Source organism: Novosphingobium sp. TCA1 (assembly GCF_009811895.1).
GTDB lineage: Bacteria > Pseudomonadota > Alphaproteobacteria > Sphingomonadales > Sphingomonadaceae > Novosphingobium > Novosphingobium panipatense_A.
On record NZ_BLJH01000001.1, the window covers coordinates 449,137 to 467,211 of the forward strand.

General features: G+C 66.5%; 19 protein-coding genes. 9 read left to right on the forward strand and 10 right to left on the reverse strand.

The annotated features are described in order from the left end of the window. The first annotated feature begins 89 nt into the window (after nt 1-89). Nucleotides 90-302 (forward strand): hypothetical protein, encoded by a 213-nt coding sequence (locus tag NTCA1_RS02125; RefSeq protein WP_086490395.1) that lies wholly within the window; start codon nt 90-92, stop codon nt 300-302. A 269-nt stretch (nt 303-571) separates the two neighbouring features. Here the strand turns inward: NTCA1_RS02125 and NTCA1_RS02130 are convergent, their stop codons facing one another. After that, nucleotides 572-1,228, reverse strand: coding sequence for an alpha/beta hydrolase (locus tag NTCA1_RS02130; protein WP_086490394.1), 657 nt, complete (start codon nt 1,226-1,228; stop codon nt 572-574). A gap of 130 nt (nt 1,229-1,358) precedes the next feature. Between NTCA1_RS02130 and NTCA1_RS02135 the strand changes: the two genes are divergently transcribed. The 3 genes from NTCA1_RS02135 to NTCA1_RS02145 are packed head-to-tail and all read left to right on the forward strand — an operon-like array spanning nt 1,359 to nt 3,842. After that, nucleotides 1,359-2,417 carry a cysteine desulfurase family protein gene (locus NTCA1_RS02135; protein ID WP_159827802.1) on the forward strand — a complete coding sequence of 353 codons (1,059 nt, stop codon included), beginning with the start codon at nt 1,359-1,361 and terminating at the stop codon, nt 2,415-2,417. After that, a complete protein-coding gene (locus NTCA1_RS02140) occupies nt 2,414-3,508 on the forward strand; it encodes a cysteine desulfurase family protein (protein WP_159827805.1) in 1,095 nt (364 codons plus the stop codon). The genes NTCA1_RS02135 and NTCA1_RS02140 overlap by 4 nt, the downstream gene beginning before the upstream one ends. A 1-nt stretch (nt 3,509) precedes the next feature. Next, on the forward strand, nt 3,510-3,842 hold the full coding sequence (locus tag NTCA1_RS02145; protein ID WP_086490391.1) for a 2Fe-2S iron-sulfur cluster-binding protein: 333 nt from the start codon (nt 3,510-3,512) through the stop codon (nt 3,840-3,842). Nucleotides 3,843-3,888: 46 nt separating this feature from the next. Here NTCA1_RS02145 and NTCA1_RS02150 read toward each other — a convergent pair whose 3' ends face one another. Continuing rightward, nucleotides 3,889-4,746, reverse strand: a complete 858-nt coding sequence (locus NTCA1_RS02150) for a DUF4349 domain-containing protein (protein WP_159827808.1) — start codon at nt 4,744-4,746, stop codon at nt 3,889-3,891. Between the two features lie 116 nt (nt 4,747-4,862). Between NTCA1_RS02150 and parC the strand changes: the two genes are divergently transcribed. Further along, nucleotides 4,863-7,157 (forward strand): DNA topoisomerase IV subunit A, encoded by a 2,295-nt coding sequence (gene parC / locus NTCA1_RS02155; RefSeq protein ID WP_159827811.1) that lies wholly within the window; start codon nt 4,863-4,865, stop codon nt 7,155-7,157. Nucleotides 7,158-7,210: 53 nt separating this feature from the next. Here the strand turns inward: parC and NTCA1_RS02160 are convergent, their stop codons facing one another. The 7 genes from NTCA1_RS02160 to NTCA1_RS02190 all read right to left on the reverse strand — a co-directional run bounded on the left by NTCA1_RS02160 (nt 7,211) and on the right by NTCA1_RS02190 (nt 12,881). Beyond that, nucleotides 7,211-7,867 carry a TIGR02281 family clan AA aspartic protease gene (locus NTCA1_RS02160; protein WP_159827814.1) on the reverse strand — a complete coding sequence of 219 codons (657 nt, stop codon included), beginning with the start codon at nt 7,865-7,867 and terminating at the stop codon, nt 7,211-7,213. A 43-nt stretch (nt 7,868-7,910) separates the two neighbouring features. After that, complete coding sequence (locus NTCA1_RS02165) at nt 7,911-8,558, reverse strand: TIGR02281 family clan AA aspartic protease (RefSeq protein ID WP_159827817.1); 648 nt, start codon at nt 8,556-8,558, stop codon at nt 7,911-7,913. Next, entirely contained in the window at nt 8,555-9,727 is a 1,173-nt protein-coding gene (locus tag NTCA1_RS02170; RefSeq protein ID WP_159827819.1) for a CCA tRNA nucleotidyltransferase, read from the reverse strand. The genes NTCA1_RS02165 and NTCA1_RS02170 overlap by 4 nt, the downstream gene beginning before the upstream one ends. Continuing rightward, nucleotides 9,720-10,313 carry a CoA pyrophosphatase gene (locus NTCA1_RS02175; protein WP_159827821.1) on the reverse strand — a complete coding sequence of 198 codons (594 nt, stop codon included), beginning with the start codon at nt 10,311-10,313 and terminating at the stop codon, nt 9,720-9,722. The genes NTCA1_RS02170 and NTCA1_RS02175 overlap by 8 nt, the downstream gene beginning before the upstream one ends. Next, nucleotides 10,310-10,858 carry a DUF1285 domain-containing protein gene (locus NTCA1_RS02180; protein WP_159827823.1) on the reverse strand — a complete coding sequence of 183 codons (549 nt, stop codon included), beginning with the start codon at nt 10,856-10,858 and terminating at the stop codon, nt 10,310-10,312. The genes NTCA1_RS02175 and NTCA1_RS02180 overlap by 4 nt, the downstream gene beginning before the upstream one ends. A 79-nt stretch (nt 10,859-10,937) precedes the next feature. After that, entirely contained in the window at nt 10,938-11,456 is a 519-nt protein-coding gene (locus NTCA1_RS02185; protein WP_086490502.1) for a GNAT family N-acetyltransferase, read from the reverse strand. A gap of 243 nt (nt 11,457-11,699) precedes the next feature. Continuing rightward, nucleotides 11,700-12,881, reverse strand: coding sequence for a PQQ-dependent sugar dehydrogenase (locus NTCA1_RS02190; protein ID WP_159827825.1), 1,182 nt, complete (start codon nt 12,879-12,881; stop codon nt 11,700-11,702). Between NTCA1_RS02190 and NTCA1_RS02195 the strand changes: the two genes are divergently transcribed. The 4 genes from NTCA1_RS02195 (at nt 12,880) to folP (ending at nt 17,264) form a co-directional block, all read left to right on the forward strand. After that, nucleotides 12,880-13,512: a ribonuclease HII gene (locus NTCA1_RS02195; protein ID WP_159827827.1), complete on the forward strand. Its 633-nt coding sequence runs from the start codon at nt 12,880-12,882 to the stop codon at nt 13,510-13,512. The two genes, NTCA1_RS02190 and NTCA1_RS02195, sit on opposite strands and share 2 nt — an antisense overlap. Beyond that, a complete protein-coding gene (locus NTCA1_RS02200) occupies nt 13,509-14,423 on the forward strand; it encodes an oxidoreductase (RefSeq protein ID WP_159827829.1) in 915 nt (304 codons plus the stop codon). Before NTCA1_RS02195 ends, NTCA1_RS02200 begins: the two co-directional genes overlap by 4 nt. 328 nt (nt 14,424-14,751) lie before the next feature. Beyond that, nucleotides 14,752-15,885, forward strand: coding sequence for a site-specific DNA-methyltransferase (locus tag NTCA1_RS02205; protein ID WP_159827831.1), 1,134 nt, complete (start codon nt 14,752-14,754; stop codon nt 15,883-15,885). A 269-nt stretch (nt 15,886-16,154) separates the two neighbouring features. Beyond that, nucleotides 16,155-17,264 carry a dihydropteroate synthase gene (folP, locus tag NTCA1_RS02210; RefSeq protein WP_159827833.1) on the forward strand — a complete coding sequence of 370 codons (1,110 nt, stop codon included), beginning with the start codon at nt 16,155-16,157 and terminating at the stop codon, nt 17,262-17,264. A 15-nt stretch (nt 17,265-17,279) separates the two neighbouring features. Here folP and NTCA1_RS02215 read toward each other — a convergent pair whose 3' ends face one another. Continuing rightward, nucleotides 17,280-18,026, reverse strand: coding sequence for an SDR family NAD(P)-dependent oxidoreductase (locus NTCA1_RS02215; RefSeq protein WP_159827835.1), 747 nt, complete (start codon nt 18,024-18,026; stop codon nt 17,280-17,282). Nucleotides 18,027-18,075: the final 49 nt, after the last annotated feature.

An 18,075-nucleotide genomic window follows, 5' to 3' on the forward strand; every position in this document is an offset into this window, starting at 1 on the left:
GGTTCTTCATGGCGGCGAAATCTGGCCGCGCGGTTCCGCCAAGTCAAACCCGCTCGCCGCCGCCTCGCGACTGGGGTAGGGGATAAGCCATGGATATAGCCCTTTCCCTCATGACCCTGACCATCGCCGCGCTCGTGCTGGGCGCGATCGCGCTCTGGCGGCGGGGCGGCAATCGCAAGCAGGCGGGCCTGATGCTGGCGCTGGCGGCAGTGCTCATCGTCAACGTCGCGATCTGGACCCTGCCGAATTCGGAAGGCGAGTCGCTGGTGAGGGCGGCGGATACGCAAAAGGCGCCGGAGTAGCCCGGCGCCTTTTGCGTTGCGTGTTGGGTGATCCCCGATGGTTCCAAAACCGTCACCCTGAACTCGTTTAGCTCCGCTGGCCTGCGGCTCAGGGTCCATCGTGGTTCTGGATCGGACGCTTGCAGGAACAATCCGCCATTTCTGCTCTGACTCGGACATCACCGGTCGAGGCTGAGGAATGGACCCTGAGCCGCAGGCCAGCGGAGCTAAACAAGTTCAGGGTGACGCGAGGGCGTAAGCGCCTGCTGTGCAGGCGCCAACGGCTCGCGTCACTTGATCGGGCAATCCGGCGCCAGGCGCATGTCGAGGTAGTTGTCGACCGAGCGCATCAGGTCGTCCATCTCGTTCTCGAAGAAGTGATTGGCGCGCGGGATCTCGTCGTGGTGGATGGTGATGTGCTTCTGCGTGCGCAGCTTGTCGACCAGCTTCTGCACGGCATTCGGCGTCACCACCGTGTCCGCCGCGCCCTGGATCAGAATGCCCGAGGCGGGGCAGGGGGCGAGGAACGAGAAGTCGTACATGTTGGCGGGCGGGGCTACCGAGATGAAGCCGCGGATCTCGGGGCGGCGCATTAGCAGCTGCATGCCGATCAGCGCGCCGAACGAGTAGCCCGCGATCCAGGTGGTCGAGGCTTCCGGGTGGATCGACTGTACCCAGTCGAGCGCGGCTGCCGCGTCGGACAGTTCGCCCACGCCGTTGTCGAAGCTGCCCTGGCTGCGGCCCACGCCGCGGAAGTTGAAGCGCAGGGTCGCGAAGCCGCGCGCCACGAAGGTCTTGTAGAGGTGCTGGGTGATGCGGTCGTTCATCGTCCCGCCCGCCTGCGGATGCGGGTGCAGGATCATCGCCACGGGCGCACGCGGACGCGGTGCGGGCTGGAAGCGGCCTTCAAGGCGACCTTCGGGTCCGGGGAAGATGACTGCGGGCATAAGTTTCGCGAACCTGACCTGTTGAAACTCCCGCGAAAACGGCGGCGATTTGCTCGCCGGCCATCGCGGGAGTGGAAAAAGGGAAGTCCGCTATATAGAAACCCTGGCTCCGAAAACAACTTTTCAAGCGATGTCAGCCGAACAACAGATCTATCTCGACCATGCGGCGACCACGCCGCTCCTGCCGCAGGCCCGCGAGGCGTGGCTGGAAGGTGCCGCGCTCTGGGCCAACCCGTCCAGTCCGCACAAGCAGGGGCGCGCTGCCCGCGCCGCACTGGAAGACGCGCGCGAGCGAGTGAGGAAAGCCCTGGGCTGGCAGGGAGAGGTGATCTTCACCTCCGGGGCGAGCGAGGCGCTGGCGCTCGGCCTCGGGCGCGCCAAGGCGGAGCGGCGGCTGGTCTCGGCCGTCGAGCACGATGCCGTGTTCCGCGCCGCGCCGGGCGCCGAAGAACTGCCGATGCGCGAGGGCGAGGTCGATCCCGGCGCGCTGGCGCAGGCGCTGACCGGCGGGGGGCGTGCGGTCGTGGCCGTGCAGTCGGTCAATTCGGAGACCGGAACCGTCCTGCTTCCTTACGCGGTCAATCCGCTGGTCGAGCAGGTTCGCGCGGCGGGCGGACTGGTTCTGGCGGACTGTTCGCAGTCTGCGGGAAAGATGGTGCTTCCCGATGCGGACATGGTCGTGCTTTCGGCGCACAAGCTGGGCGGGCCCGTCGGCATCGGTGCCTTGCTGGTGCGGGATTTCGCCATGCTCGAACCGAGCGGCGGGCAGGAGCGCGGCTACCGGGCCGGTACGGAGAACCTGCCGGGGGCGATGGGCTTCGCGGCGGCGCTGGAAGCGGGCGGCGTGGAGGCCTGGGCGACCACGGCGGAGCAGCGCTTCGATTTCAGGAATGCGCTTTCACGGCACGGCGAAGTGATCCAGCCCGGCGTGCAATCGTCGCATATCTTTGCGCTCGCGGCGCCGCGTCTGGCCGCTACGGCCATGCTGATCCGCATGGACGCTGCCGGTTTCGCGATTTCGGCGGGCAGCGCCTGCTCGTCCGGCACGCTCAAGCAGAGTCGGGTGCTCAAGGGCTTCGGTATCGACGAGGACCTTGCCCGCCGCACCGTGCGCGTCAGCATAGGCTGGAACACCGCGCCGGAAGACCTCGATGCCTTTGCCGAGGCCTGGGCGAAAGCGAACGCATGATCTATCTCGACTACCAGGCGACGACCCCGCTTGCGCCCGAAGCGCGCGAGGCCATGTTGCCCTGGCTCGGCGGGCCGGAGGGCATGGGCTTTGCCAATCCGCATAGCCCGCATCGGCCGGGCCGCGCCGCCGCCGCCATCGTCGAAGTCGCGCGCGACCAGGTTGCCGCGCTCCTGCCGCCGGGGGGGCGGGTGATCTTCACTTCCGGCGCAACCGAGGCGATCAATCTTGCGCTGGCCAATCTCGCGCTGGCAGGTAGTGGCAGGAAGCGCCTTGCGGTTTCCGCCATCGAGCATGCCGCCGTGCTGGATGCCGCGCGGGCGATCGATCCGGCTCACTCCATCCTGCCGGTGGACGGCGAAGGGCTGGTCGATCCTGCGGTGCCGATCGCGGCAGGGACCGGCCTCGTTGCGGTCATGCAGGTCAATAACGAGATCGGTACGGTGCAGCCGGTCGAGGCTCTTGCGCGGAATGCCCATCAGGCGGGCGCGCTGTTCCTTTGCGATGCCGTTCAGGGGGCGGGCAAGCTGGCTCCTCCTGCCGGTGCGGACCTGATCGCGGTTTCCGCCCACAAGCTCTACGGTCCCAAGGGGATCGGCGCGCTCTGGGTGCGGGACGGGCTGGAGCTGGCGCCCATTATCCATGGCGGAGGTCAGGAGCAGGGGCTGCGTTCGGGCACGCTCAGTCCCGCGCTCTGCGCCGGGTTCGGAGCGGCCGCCGCTCTCGCGGCCTCGCGCATGGAGCAGGACGCGGCCCATGTCGAAACGCTGTGGCATGCGGCGCGGGACGTGCTCTGCCGCTGGACTCTCAACGGTTCGGCCGAGCATCGCTGGCACGGGAACCTGAACGTGCGCCTGCCGGGGCTGGACGTGGCGCGGCTCATGTCGGACCTCAGGAATCTGGCCTTTTCCGCGGGTTCCGCTTGTGCCAGCGGCTCGGGGCGGCCCAGTCACGTGCTCAAGGCGATCGGACTTTCGGATTACGACGCCAAAGCCTCTATCCGTCTGGGATTCGGGCGATATAGTGACCTTCGGGAGCTGAAGGATGCCTGCGAACGAATAGAAGCCGCAGCGGCGGCGCAGGGAGTCTGAGTTGCTGAACGTGAGGTTTTTGACCGCGGAAGGAAAACTCGTCCTGGCAGAGGCCGAGACGGGGGACGTACTTCTGCGCGTGGCGCAAGGCGCCGGGATGCCGCTGGAGGGCACCTGCGAAGGGCAGATGGCCTGTTCCACCTGCCATGTGATCGTCTCGCCCGACTGGTTCGACAGGCTGGAACCCGCCTCGATGGACGAGGAGGACATGCTCGACCTGGCCGCCGGGGTAGCGCGGACGAGCCGCCTTTCGTGCCAGATCGAACTGACCGACGATCTGGACGGGCTGGAAGTCAAGATACCCGGTGTCTCGCGGGATATGCAGATCGGTTGAGCCCGTGCCCCGGATCAGGTCCGGGGCGACGGGTGAACAGTGAGCCTCAGGCCTCCCGAGGCGGCTCCTTGCGGCGGCGATAGAGTTTCACTGCCTGGTGGATGCCGATTCCGACGAGGACGAGCGGGACAAGCGCCGTGGCCGCCAGGATCAGGAAGCCGATGATGTAGCCCAGCACGCTTCCGACATTGCCCAGCGCGCTTCGGATAGGTCCGATGAAGCCGCCGCTCGACGGCGTTCCGGCTTCGTAGGTGAGTTCGATCCGGCTGTAGTCGACGCGGCCCTGCATCTCCGCAAGCCAGCTTTTCGCCTCGTCTATCTCCTGGTTCACTTGCGCGACGCCGCGTTCGGCCTCGACCAGTTCGGCAACGGTGCCCTTGCGGCTGGCGAGCACTTCCATGAGCCGGTCGCGCAGCACGCTGCGGGCGCGCAGGCGGGCCTCGGTATCGACGATCTGCTTCGAGAGATCCTCCCCGGCGATCGAACTGGAGACTTCCTCGCCGTTTGCAGAGCCCGCGATCCGGCCCAGTTCGCTACCGAAGGCGCGGGCGCGCGGTGCCGCGACGGCCAGCGAGAGCGAGCCCGAGGCATAGTCGCCTTCGCTGCCGCTCTGTTTCATGTCGAGAATCTGGCAGACTTGCGGACCCTGCTTCTCGCAGAGATCGGCCTGCTTGCGCTGCACCTCGGGAATGGAGGCAGCGGCCAGACGATATCCGTATTCGTAGACATAGGCGATCTTCGGCGCGTTGGGCGCGCTCACGGCGATCGGGTTGTCCTTGTCGTCCTTTCCGGCGCCGGGTGCTTCTTCCTTCGCGTCTTCAGTGACTTTCCGAAGCTGGGATGGTGGTTCGCTCCCGCAACCGGCGAGCATCAGAAAAGTCATCGCCATGAATGTCTTGCGCATCGTTTCCCCCTTGGATGGCAAAGTGATTCGAATGCCGACGCTATCCGAGCGGCAAGCTATGGAAAACGCTGAAAAGCGGCTTTGGCACAGCGATGCGCGCTGCTAGGGTCCCGGCCATGGTGACCACGACTGACGAAGACTCCGATCCTTTCGACGCCATCGTCGATGCGCCTTTCGATGCCGCGCTGTCGGAGCGCTATCTGGTCTATGCCCTGTCCACGATCACGGCGCGCTCGCTGCCGGACTTGCGGGACGGGATGAAGCCGGTCCACCGCCGCCTGCTCTGGGCGATGCGGCAGCTGAAGCTCGATCCCGCCAGCGCCTACAAGAAATCGGCCCGCGTTGTCGGCGACGTGATCGGCAAGTATCACCCGCATGGCGATGCCTCGGTCTACGATGCCATGGTCCGCCTCGCGCAGGATTTCTCGCTGCGCTATCCGCTGGTGCAGGGGCAGGGCAATTTCGGCAATATCGACGGCGATAACGCGGCGGCCTATCGTTATACCGAAGCGCGCCTGACGCGCACCGCGATCCACCTCATGGCGGGGCTGGACGAAGGCACCGTCGATTTCGTTCCCACCTACAACGGTGAAGAGAGCGAGCCGGAAATCTTCCCCGGCATCTTCCCGAACCTGTTGGCGAACGGTTCCACCGGTATCGCCGTGGGCATGGCCACCTCGATCCCCAGCCACAACGTCGCCGAGATCATCGACGCCACGATGATGCTGATCGACAACCCCCATGCCGAGCATGACCAGCTCATGCAGGTGTTCCATGGCCCCGACTTCGCGACCGGCGGCCTGGTGGTCGACAGTCCCGAGGCCATCAGCCACGCCTATGCGACCGGCAAGGGCGCCTTCCGTGTGCGTGGGCGCTTTTCGACCGGCAAGGATGCAGCGGGCAATTGGGAAGAGACCGGGGTAGAGAAACTCGGCAGCGGCCAGTGGCAGCTCGTCATTTCCGAAATTCCCTACATGCTGGCCAAGGGCAAGCTGATCGAGCAGGTGGCGCAGCTGATAGCCGACCGCAAGCTGCCGATCCTCGAAGACATCCGCGACGAGAGCGACGAGCAGATCCGCATCGTCTTCGTGCCCAAGAGCCGCAATGTCGATCCCGAGATGCTCAAGGAGAGCCTCTACAAGCTGACCGACCTGGAAAGCCGCTTCTCGCTCAACCTCAACGTGCTGGATTCGCATCGCACGCCGGGGGTGCTGGGGCTGCGGCTGCTGTTGTCGGAATGGGTCTACAGCCAGATCGACATCCTGCTGCGTCGTACCCGGCACCGGCTGGACAAGATTGCCGCGCGGCTGGAACTGGTTGCCGGTTACATCATCGCCTATCTCAACCTCGACCGGATCATCGAGATCATCCGTACCGAGGACGAGCCCAAGCCGGTGATGATGGCCGAGTTCGAACTGACCGACCGTCAGGCCGAAGCCATCCTCAACATGCGCCTGCGCAGCTTGCGCAAGCTTGAGGAAATGGAGCTTCGCAAGGAGCACGAGGACCTGCTGAAGGAGCAGGACGACCTCAACAAGCTGCTCGAAAGCCCGGCCCGCCAGCGGACCCGCCTGAAGCGCGATCTCACCAATCTGCGCAAGGACTATGCCGAGAATACCGAAATCGGCCGCCGCCGCACCACGATCGCGCAGGCGACGCCGACGGTCGAGTTCTCGATGGACGCGATGATCGAGAAGGAGCCGGTGACGGTGATCCTCTCGCAGCGCGGCTGGATCCGAGCGGCCAAGGGGCATGTTGCGCTAGACGGCGATTTCAAGTTCAAGGAAGGCGACGGCCCGGCCTTCGCGTTCCATGCCCAGACCACCGACAAGATCCTGATCGCGGTAGACAACGGGCGCTTCTATACGCTCGGTGCCGACAAGCTGCCGGGCGCGCGCGGTTTCGGCGAGCCGATCCGCACCATGGTCGATATCGATGCCGAGGCGCATATCGTCGCCGCGCTGCCCTACAAGCCCAAGGCGCAGCTGCTGCTGGCCTCCAATGCCGGGCGCGGCTTTGCGGCCGAGGCGGACGAACTGCTGGCCGAAACGCGCAAGGGCCGCGCGGTCATGTCGACCAAGCCGGGCGTGCAGCTTGCCGTGGTCCACGAAATCCCGGCCGAGCACGATCACGTCGCCGTGGTCGGGGACAATCGCAAGCTGGTGATCTTCAGTCTCGAGGAACTGCCGGTCATGGCCAAGGGCCAGGGCGTCACGCTCCAGCGCTACCGCGATGGCGGCATGTCCGACATCACGACGCTCAAGCTGGAGGACGGCCTTTCCTGGACCATGGGCGGAGATACCGGCCGCACGCGGAACGAGAAGGACATGGTCATGTGGAAAGTCGCGCGCGGCGCGGCAGGCCGCCTGCCGCCGGTTGGGTTCCCTAGGGACAACAAGTTTCAAGGGTAGTGAGAGTAGATCGTCGTCCCGGACTTGATCCGGGACGACGTATGTCTAGGTTGTCACGTCGCCGGTTGCGGGTGATGGGGAACAAGGATCAGCGTCCGTCCCTCGACTCGCCAGCTTGCCAGCCTCGACAGCAGGTTCATGCCGATGACGTTCTGGTCTTCCAGCCCCGGCGCCACCACGACGTCGAGCTGACGCGCGACGACGCTGCCGAAGCGCAGTTCGTCCACGGTGCCGAGCTGCGCCGCGACCGTGCCGTTGGCTGTGCGCATGGCGATGTTCTGCCGCAGCGGCTGCGCGCGGACTTCGGCATTGTTGGCGAGGCGGGGCGAGATCGCGGTCAGCGTCGCGCCGGTATCGACGAGGAAGTCGCCTTCCACGCCGTTGATCGTGGCGCGGACCCAGAAGTGGCCGTCCGGCTTCATCGGCACGCGCGTCTCGCCGCCGCTCACGTTCTGGCGCGACAGGCCGAGTTCGGGGAGTTCGAGGCCGGGGAAGGCGAAGTCCGTGCCGCTGGTAAGCCGCGTCGCCTGCGCCACCGTCAGCAACAGGGCGGCGACGAGGCCGAGATTGCCCAGCCCGCGGATGAAGCCGCCGAGCAGCGGCAGGGGGCCGCGCAGCAATCCGCCCAGCACGGAGACGAAGATCGCCGCCAGCGCGAGCGCCAGCAGCGGTTGGCCGGCGAGAAAGGACAGGAGTTCGGGAAAGTCCATCACCGGGTCATAACAGGAACATCCTGTCGGGAAGCTGACCGGATCACGATCGCGGGGTGGAGCGGGGTACGAGGATCAACTGGCCATCCTCGACGCGCCAGCTTGCCAGCTGCGAGAGCAGGTTCATGCCGATCACGTTGGTCTCGGTTCGCGTCGTATTGTCGGGCATGACGACGACAGGCAGTTCGTGTGCTTCGATCGAACCGAAAGTCAGGGAATCGGCAATGGCCAGCCGGGCCACGATCGCGCCGTTGCCCGTCACCAGCGAGACGCCCCGGTCGGCCGGATCCTTTCGGATCCCGACGCGCGAGGCGACCGATTTCGAGATGGCGGTATAGGATGCACCGGTGTCGATGAGGAAATCGACCGGCTCGCCGTTCAGCATGGCCCTGGCCCAGTAGTGGCCGTTGGCCCTCAGCGGCACTACGGTCTCGCTGCCGTTCACGGTGAGCTGGCGCGTTTCATCCAGCCAAAGGGCCGCTTCCGAACGCGTGTTGTGGAGCGCGATCTGCGTCACCGTCAGCAGCAGCGCGGCAACGACGCCGAGGTGCGAAAGGTTCCGCAGGGTTCGGCCCAGGCGCGGGCGGTGCTGGGCCATCATCCCCGCCGCCACCGAGATCAGGATGGCCAGGATAGTGAGAGCCAGCAGCGGCTTTTCGTACAGAAGGTCGCCCAGTTCGCCCAAGTTCACGGCGTCTGCCCCGCAAGTTCGGCATCGAGTAGTGCGGAAACGCGCGCTTCGTCGGGGAAGCCTTCGGCGATCCAGCAGTCCTCCACGCGGCGCAGCACGCGGGCGACTTCGGGACCGGCGCCGACCCCGCGCGCCACGATCTGTCCGCCCTTGAGCGGAAATACGGGAACCTGCCAGCCGACAAGGGGGGTGGCATCGCCGCCTGCGATCAGCACCCGGTCCAGCGCACTTTCGATGCCGATGCGATAGGCGAGGGCGCGGGGCGACGCGGTCTCGTCGCTGCGGGCGGCAGCGGCGGCAAGGCGCTTCTTCTGCGCGCCCGAAAGGCGGAAGCGCGAGGCGACCTGTTCGGCCAGCGGCACTTGCGCGGGCAGCAGCGCGGCGAGGCGGCGGATGGCATCGGGCGCCGCCGCCTGCGCCTGCTCCGCCGCGACGAGCGCCGCGAGCGCCTCGGGGCGGGCCTCGGGCAGGATTACCGCCAGTACGCCCAGTTCGGCCATGCGCGCCACGGTCGGCGCCGGGTCGGGCAGGCCGAGCAGGTTCATCATCTCCATGCCGACCCGCTCGCGCGAGAGCCCCTTGAGCGTGGGAGCGAGCTGCGCGCAGGCGCTTTCCGCCTCCGCATCGGCGGGAACGGTTCCGAAGCGGGCCTGGAACCGGAAGTAGCGCAGGATGCGCAAGTGATCCTCGCGGACGCGCTGCTCTGCCTCGCCGATGAAACGCACATGGCGGGCGGCAAGGTCGGCAAGGCCGCCGAACCAGTCGAAGATCTCGCCGGTGACCGGATCGGCGTAGAGCGCGTTGATCGTGAAGTCGCGCCGCGCGGCATCCTCGCGCCAGTCGGCGGCGAAGGCCACGGTGGCGCGGCGGCCGTCGGTGGAGACGTCATGGCGCAGGGTGGTGATCTCCACCGGACCGCCCGGCAGCACGGCGGTGACGGTGCCATGCTCGATCCCCGTAGGAACATGACGGATCTGCGCGTCCCAGAGCCGCTGCATGACCGCTTCGGGCAGCAGCACGGTGGCCATGTCGATGTCCTTCACCGGCTGGCCGAGCAGCGTATCGCGCACCGCGCCGCCGACATAGCGCGCGTTCTCGTGCCCCAGCGCGGCCACGAGCGCGGCAAGGTCTTCGCGCGCCATCCAGTCGGCGGTGAGTTTCTCAGTCATTCCAGTTCAGCCTGCGGGCAAGATTGTGAAGGATGGCGCCAGTGACGCCCCAGATGCGGTGATCGTACCAGTTGATCTCGACGAAGGCATGGCGATCGCCTTCCCATTCCAGCCATCTGGTCTTCTGGTTGGCGGGGTCGAGCACGAATTCGGCCGGGGCCTCGAACCACTGAGCCACTTCGGCGGGGTTTGGCACGATCGGCAGGTCGGGCGGGATCACGCCGATCACCGGAGTGATCTCATAGCCGCTGCCGGTGCGGTAGAGGTCGCTGGTGCCGATCACCTGCACGTCGCGCGGATGGATGCCGAGTTCTTCCTCTGCCTCTCGCAAGGCGCCCTCGACGGCGGTTTCGCCGGGATCGAGGCGGCCGCCGGGAAAGGCGATCTGGCCGGGATGGGCGCGCATCGTGGAGGGGCGGTGCAGCAGGAGCATACCGGGTCGCGGACGCTCGGTCAGGGTGATGAGCACGGCGGCGGGCTTGAAGCTCTCGATCCGGTGAATGCGCGGATCGATCCAGAGTTCGTCGGGAACGGTTTCATGCCCGGCCGCGAAACGGCGGGAGACGTCTTCGAACAGCGTGCTCATGCGGGGATCAGCCCGAAGCGCGCGCCCTGGCTGGACACCGTGAGATCCTCGCCGCCCGCGAGCGCGATCTCCACGAGCTGGCCGTAAGTGCTGCGGTTGAGGCGGGCCTCGGTGCCATTACGCACGCCGAGATAGATCGCGGGCGTCTCGGCATCGCCCGTGCTGCGGATCGGGTGGTCCGGCCCGGCGATCACGAACTCGTCGGTATTGAGGCGAAAGACGAGGGCGTCGCCGTCCTGCCGCACGTCCACCGCGACGAAGGCGGCATCTTCGACCGCGATCGACAGTTTCTCGACCGGCGTGACCAGCCAGTGCTGCCCCTCGGCATCGCGCAAGAGGAGCGCGGCGAAAGCGCGGACCATGGCAGGGCGGCGGATCTCACCGCCCTGATGGAACCAGCGGCCGTCCGCGCGGATCGTCATCTCGCTGTCGCCCAGGTGCTGCGGCGACCACGCGGCGACGGGCGGCAGCTTCCGGGCGGCGACAAGCTCGGCCACCTCGGCAAGCGAGAGGGCGTTCAGATCGGGCGGCGGGTCGTAGGGCATGGTTTCCCGATGCCAGATAGGGCGCCGCGCGCCAAGGGCCGGGGCCAAGGTCAGCGAAGGAGCGGAAGTTTCGCGCCCCTCAGCGCAGCCAGGGCCCCAGCATGCCTTCGCGCGGGAGCACGGCGGGGTTCTCGCAGCGCACGAGCAGGCGGTGGCGCTCGAAGGGGCCGGGCAGGTTCCAGCCCTGGGTCCACTGGTTGGTATAGCCCCAGAACCGGCCGTAATACTCGGGATCGCCGACCATGACCTGCGGCAGCGGTGCGCGCGAATCGATGCCGGACATCGCCGCCGACATCAGCGCCTGCCCATAGCCCTGACCCTGATGGCCGGGCATGACCGCGACCGGGCCGACCATGATCATCGGGTGGGCACGGCCGTCGGGATCGGTCAGCGCAACCGGCCAGCACTGGATCGTGCCGACCAGCATTTCCTCTGCGTCCAGCGCGGCGAAGCTGAGACCGGGCAGCCAGTCCACGCCATCGCGCACCTTGTAGGCGGTGCGCTTGTGTCGCTCGGGTTCGAACGCGCTGTCGAGGAGAGCCTCGACGAGGACGGGATCGACATTGTCTAGCGGGATGAGAGTGGCAGCTTCGGACATGGCGCGCGCCGATAGGATCGGCGCGCGCATTTGTCGATTCAATTCGCAAATGCGCGCGACTGAAGGCTGCTGGTGAACGCCATGAATCGGGTATGTCGCAGCCGCCGGTTGGCCATTCCCAACGTCATGCTGAACTTGTTTCAGCATCCATTCTGCCGATTGCGCTTCGGCCTTTTCCGCGAAATGGATGCTGAAACAAGTTCAGCATGACGAAGAGAGGGAGGATCTCTCCAGAGCTGCGAATTACGTTTTCGGCGTCAGCTTCAGCAGGTGTCCCGAGGTGCCTGCAGGGCCGTCTTCCAGGAGCCAGATCGTGCCGTCGCCGCCTTGCTCGATCTCGCGGATGCGGTTGTCGAGCGGGTAGCGGGCTTCCTCGACCGCCTTCTCGCCGTCGATCCTGACGCGCACCACGCCGGGCAGAGTGAAGGAGGCGATCAGCAACTGCCCCTTCCACTGCGGGAACAGCGGGCCCGAATAGAAGATGAAGTCCCCCGGCGCGATCACGGGGTTCCAGCTTATCGCCGGGGCGGCAAGGTCGGGGCGGGTCGAGTTGCGCGGGATCGGCTTGCCGTCGTAATGGTCACCGTCCGAGACCAGCGGCCAGCCGTAGTTCTGCCCCGGTTTCACCAGGTTCAGCTCGTCGCCGCCCGCCGGGCCGTGCTCGAGATCCCAGAGCCGTCCCCGATCGTCGAAGGCCAGGCCCAATATGTTGCGGTGGCCGTAGGACCAGATCTGGTTGGTGGGCGCGGGCTTGTCGGCCCAAGGGTTTCCGGGCGCCGGGGTGCCGTCCGGCAGGAGGCGCAGCACTTTGCCGAGATTGGTGCCGAGGTCCTGAGCAGGCGTGAACTTCTGCCGCTCGCCCGAAGCGACGAACAGGTATTTGCCGTCGGGCGAGAAGGCGAGGCGGTGCGAATAGTGGCCGCGTCCCGTGACCTTGGGCACCTGCCGCCAGATCACCGAGAGCCCCTCGATCGCGCAAGTGGCGGGCTGCGGGCAGGAGAGCGTGCCCTTGCCGACGGCGGCGCCGCGGGTGTCGCCTTCGCCCGCCTCGGCCCAGCTCAGGTAGATCACCCGGCCATTGAGGGTGACGCCCTGCTGACCCGGCGCGAAGATCACGTCGCCAAGACCGCCCTGGCCGCCGTAATCCACCTTGGGCGCGCCCGAGACGGTGCCCGACGTGCCGTCCGCAAGGCGCAGCTTGATCGTGCCTTTCTTCTCGGTGACGATCATGGCGCCGCTGGCCTTGTCGATCGCCATGGCCCAGGGCTCGTCGAAACTCGCCACTTGCTCCACCTTGAAGGGCGCTTCACCTGAGGACGTCGCGGACGCCTTGTCCCCGGTGGCTGCCGCGCCGCAGCTTGCAAGCGCGAGGGCGACGGGCGATACCGCCGCAAGGAACGATCTGGAGATAATCGGCTTGGTCATGTCGGTCGCACCCCTCAAGGAAACTGGCCTCCCCTTAACGCGCCGCCTCGTCATCGGTGTCGACGAGGCCGGGCGAGGGCCGTTGGCAGGCCCGGTTGTGGCGGGCGCGGTGGTGCTGTGCAAGCCCCGGCCTGCCGGGCTGGACGATTCCAAGAAGCTTTCGGGCAAGCGCCGGGGCGAGCTGGAGGCCGTGATCAAGCGTCGCTGCCGCTGGGCGGTGGGCGTCGTGGAGGTGGAGGAGATCGACCGCCTCAACATTTTCGGCGCGACCATGCTGGCCATGACCCGCGCCGTCGCCGCGCTCTGCGCCGCTTTGGGCGAAGAGCCGCACGAAGTGCTGATCGACGGCAACATGACGCCGATGGGCCGTACCGCCGACTGGCGCTGGCAGGCCCGCGCCATCGTCGGCGGGGACGCGCTGGAGCCCAGCATCTCGGCCGCCTCGATCATCGCCAAGGAACACCGCGACCGCCTGATGCGCGATCTTGCCGAGGCGCATCCCCATTACGGCTGGGAACGCAACGCCGGTTACGGAACGGCGCAGCATCTGGAAGCCTTGCGCCTCCATGGCCCCACACCGCATCATCGGCGCAGTTTCGCGCCCGTCGCGCAGCTGGAGATGGCACTGTGAGCGGCTTTACCGCAGCTTCCGTCGCGGGACAGGCCGGCAAGTGCTTTCTCGTGACCGGCGCCAATACCGGGATCGGCTACGAAACGGCCAGAGTGCTGGCGGCCCACGGCGCGCGCGTGCTGATGGCCTGCCGTAGCGAGGAAAAGGCCCGCCTCGCCATGGAGCATATCCGCATGGAGGCACCGGGCGCCAACCTCGCGTTCGTCCCCCTTGACCAGGCGGACCTGTTCAGCGTGCGCGAATGCGCCGAGCAGGTCATGCGGGACGAGCCGCGTCTCGATGTGCTGTTGAACAATGCCGGCGTCATGGTGCCGCCGCTGGAGCGGACGGTGCAGGGCCACGAATTGCAGTTCGGCGTGAACCATCTTGCGCCTTTCGCGCTGACCGGGCTGCTGCTGCCCAAACTGGCCGAGACGCCCGGCGCCCGCGTGGTGATCACTGCCAGCCTTGCCCATATGCGCGGCCGCATCGACTGGGACGACCTCGATGCGCGCCGCAGCTACCGCGCCCGGCAGCGCTATGGGGACAGCAAGCTGGCGAACTTGCTCCATCTGCTGGAGCTAGACCGGCGCCTGCGCGCCGCCGGTTCGCCGGTCAGCGCCATGGCCTGTCATCCGGGCATTGCGGCAACCGAACTGGGCCGCCATTCGCTGGGCTTCCGGCTGCTGTTCCCGGTGGCCGGGGTCGTCCTCAACAGCGCCGAGCACGGCGCCTGGCCAACGCTTCAGGCGGCAACCGACGCGGCCGCCGAGCCTGGGCAATACTACGGCCCGCAGCGCTTTTTCGGCATGTCCGGCCCTTCCGGCATAGCCCGTCGCAATGCCGCGGCGCGCGATGCCATGGCCGCGCGCAGGCTGTGGGAAGTCAGCGAGCAGATGACGGGGATCGACTGCGGCCTTGCAGGGTTCTGAAAGCGCGGGCGAATACCAGTTTGAATCTTTCCGAAGTGGCGTCCGGCGGAGAAGATTCAGTCGCCGCAAGGCGGGCTTTTCGCGGTATTCCGACACGTCGCTGAAACAGCGATCCCAAGGAAATATTTCCCGGTGAGTCCGGGGAGCCACAACCCCCATATCTTGAGTCCGGCGAGTCGATCATGACTCGACATCTTGTGCCGGATTCGTTTTGTTCCGTTTCTTGAGCAGGTGAATCGCAAGGGAATCCCACGAGTCGCGGCTTGACGCTGAGTCGAGAAAGACTCACTAGGGCGTCAATCCACAGTTCAAATTTCCCGGAGCAAACATGGGCCAGATACTCGTCAAGCAGAAGATCCGCGCAGTTGCGCCGGCGTCCACGCCGAAGGAACTTCTGCCGCTTGGCCAGATCATTCCGGGCGACTGCATCGAAGCGATGCGCTCCATTCCCGACGCCAGCGTCGACATGGTTTTCGCCGATCCGCCCTACAACCTCCAGCTTGGCGGCGATCTCTCGCGCCCGGACGGCAGCCATGTCGATGCCGTCACCAACGACTGGGACAAGTTCTCCAGCTTCGCGTCCTACGACCAGTTCACCCGCGACTGGCTGACCGAAGCCCGCCGCGTGCTCAAGCCCGAAGGCTCGCTGTGGGTGATCGGTTCGTACCACAACATCTTCCGCCTCGGCGCGATCATGCAGGACATGGGGTTCTGGATCCTCAACGACATCATCTGGCGCAAGGCCAACCCGATGCCGAACTTCAAGGGTACCCGCTTCACCAACGCGCATGAGACGCTGATCTGGGCCTCGATGGGCGAGAAGTCGAAGTACACCTTCAACTACCGCGCGATGAAGACGCTGAACGACGAACTGCAGATGCGTTCGGACTGGGTTCTGCCGATCTGCAACGGCGCCGAGCGCCTGAAGAAGGGCGGCCGCAAGGTCCACCCGACGCAGAAGCCGGAATCGCTGCTCTACCGTGTGATGCTGGCCACCACCAATGCCGGTGACGTCGTGCTCGACCCGTTCTTCGGCACCGGCACCACCGGGGCCGTCGCCAAGCGCCTCGGCCGCGAATGGATCGGCTGCGAGCGCGAGGGCGACTACCGCGAAGCCGCGCTGGAACGCATCGAGATGGCCCTGCCGCTCGACGAACGCGCGCTCAAGACCATGCAGTCTAAGCGCTCGGCACCCAAGGTGGCCTTCGGCACGCTGATCGAGACCGGCTGGATCAAGCCCGGCACGAAGCTCACCGACAAGAAGTGCCGCTTCGAGGCCGTCGTCCGCGCGGACGGCTCGCTGGTCTGCGGCGATGCCAACGGTTCGATCCACGGCCTCGGCAAGGAACTGCAGGAAGCCCCTTCGTGCAACGGCTGGACGTTCTGGCACCTCGAACACGAAGGCAAGGTCAAGCCGATCGACGCGATCCGCCAGCTCTACATCCTCGCCACGGAGCCGTGAGGCAGGGGCGCGGAGACTGATTACTCAGTCGTCACCCTGAACTTGTTTCAGGGTCCATCAAGCCGAAAACGCGGAGCCTTCCGTGTCAGAACCGCGATCTCGGCTTATCCGCGGTGCGACGGTGCAATCCGAAAAATGGACCCTGAAACGAGTTCAGGGTGACGATGTGCTGCGAGGATACGGGGGCGTAGAGCGGCGATTAGCCAGAGGTGATCGCGCGGGTTGCAAAACCTGTTCTGCCTGAAGCGCGCAGGCGCTATGGCGCCGGGATGACCCGCACCGTTTACATCCGCCCGATCGCCTTCGCCGACAGCCCGCAGAGCGAGGAGGGCGAGGCGATCCGCCTCGGCGGTTCGATGGTCTGGGCCAGCCGGTTCGCTCTGATCGTACGTGAAAACGGCAAGGTCCTTTCGCGCTCCCGGTTCGGCGCCGCACAGGCTGCCGAGGCTCTGGCGAGCCTGCCCGCCGAGCTGGGGGGCGAGGCGGAGCTTCAGTGGTCCAACTTGCGCAAGGTTCACGCGCCGCTGCGCTGCGGTGCGCGCACGATCCGGCTGGAGCAGCCGCAGATCGCCGGAATTCTCAACATCACGCCAGACAGCTTCTCCGATGGCGGTAAGTTCCTGGACGATGCGCAGATCGCCACGGACCATGCGGCCGCCATGCTGGAGGCAGGCGCTGCCATGATCGATATCGGCGGCGAATCCACCAGGCCCGGTGCCGCTGCCGTATGGGAAGGCGACGAGTTGAAGCGGGTCGTGCCGATGGTCGAGCGGCTGGCGGCGATGGGCGCGGCGATCAGCGTGGACACGCGCCGTCCGGCCGTGATGGAAGCGACGCTGCGGGCAGGGGCCCATATTGTCAACGACGTATCGGCGCTGCGCCATGACCCTCGCAGCCTTGAATTCGCAGCCTCGTCAGGTGCGCCGGTGGTGCTGATGCACGCGCCGGGAGACGGCGACGATCTCCATTCCAATGGCGATTACGATGACGTCGTGCTCGACGTGTTCGACTGGCTGCGGGCCTGCCGGGACAAGGCGGTTGCAGCGGGGATCGCGCCGGAAAACATCCTGCTCGATCCCGGCGTGGGCTTCGGCAAGACCCTGAACGAGAACCTGCAACTCATGAACGGGCTGGCGCTGTTCCACGCGCTCGGCCATCCGCTGTTCGTCGGTGCCAGCCGCAAGCGCATGATCGGTGCGGTGTCGAACGAGGCGCCCGCGCACCAGCGGCTCGGCGGTTCGGTCACGCTGGCGCTCAAGGCGATGGAGGCGGGCTCGCACATCGTCAGGGTTCACGACGTGGCCGAAACCGTGCAGGCGGCCCGCGTCTGGCGCGGCCTGCGCGATGCCGCTCTCACCGACTTCGCGCAGATTCCCTGAGTCCATTCTCCGCGTTCAGATGGCGAGATAGCCGCCGTCGACCGGGTAATAGGTTCCGGTCACGAAGGAGGCGCGCTCGGACAGCAGGAAGCTGGTGACCATGGCGATCTCTTCCGGCCGGGCGAGGCGGCCAAGCGCATGCTTTCCGGCCAGTCCCGCCATTTCCTGCGCGGTCATGGTCTTTTCCAGCGCCGGGGTGGAAACGAAGCCGGGGCCTACGGCATTGATGCGCAGCCCGGCATCGGCATAATCGAGCGCAGCCACCTTGGTCATGCCCAGCAGCGCGTGCTTGGCCGTGACATAGGCCGCCGACCCGGCCCAGCCGACCGCGCCCAGGATAGAGGCCATGTTGACGATCGCCCCGCCGCCGCGCTCCGCCATGGCCGGGATCTGGTACTTCATGGCGTAGAACACGCTGTTGAGATCGACATCGATCACGCGCGACCAGGAATCGAGCGGAATGTCCGCCAGCTTCATCGAGGGCGCGCCGATCCCGGCATTGTTCACCGCGAAGTCGAGCCTGTCGAAAGTGCCGAGCGCGAAGGAGACCAACGCCTCGTTGGCGGCGGGGTCGGCAACGTCCAGCCGGAACACCGCCGTTCGTTCCGCGCCGAGTTCCTGTGAAAGGGCGCGGGCGGCTTCCTCGTCGAAGTCCGCGATCACTACGCGTCCGCCTTGTCCCACCAGTTCGCGCGCCACGGCCGCACCGATGCCCGAGGCCGCACCCGTCACGATCCCGGCCTTGTCCTTGAAGTCCATCATTCAAATCTCCTCGTTTCCGGTCAAAAACGCCGGAGCGAGGGGCGGGTTC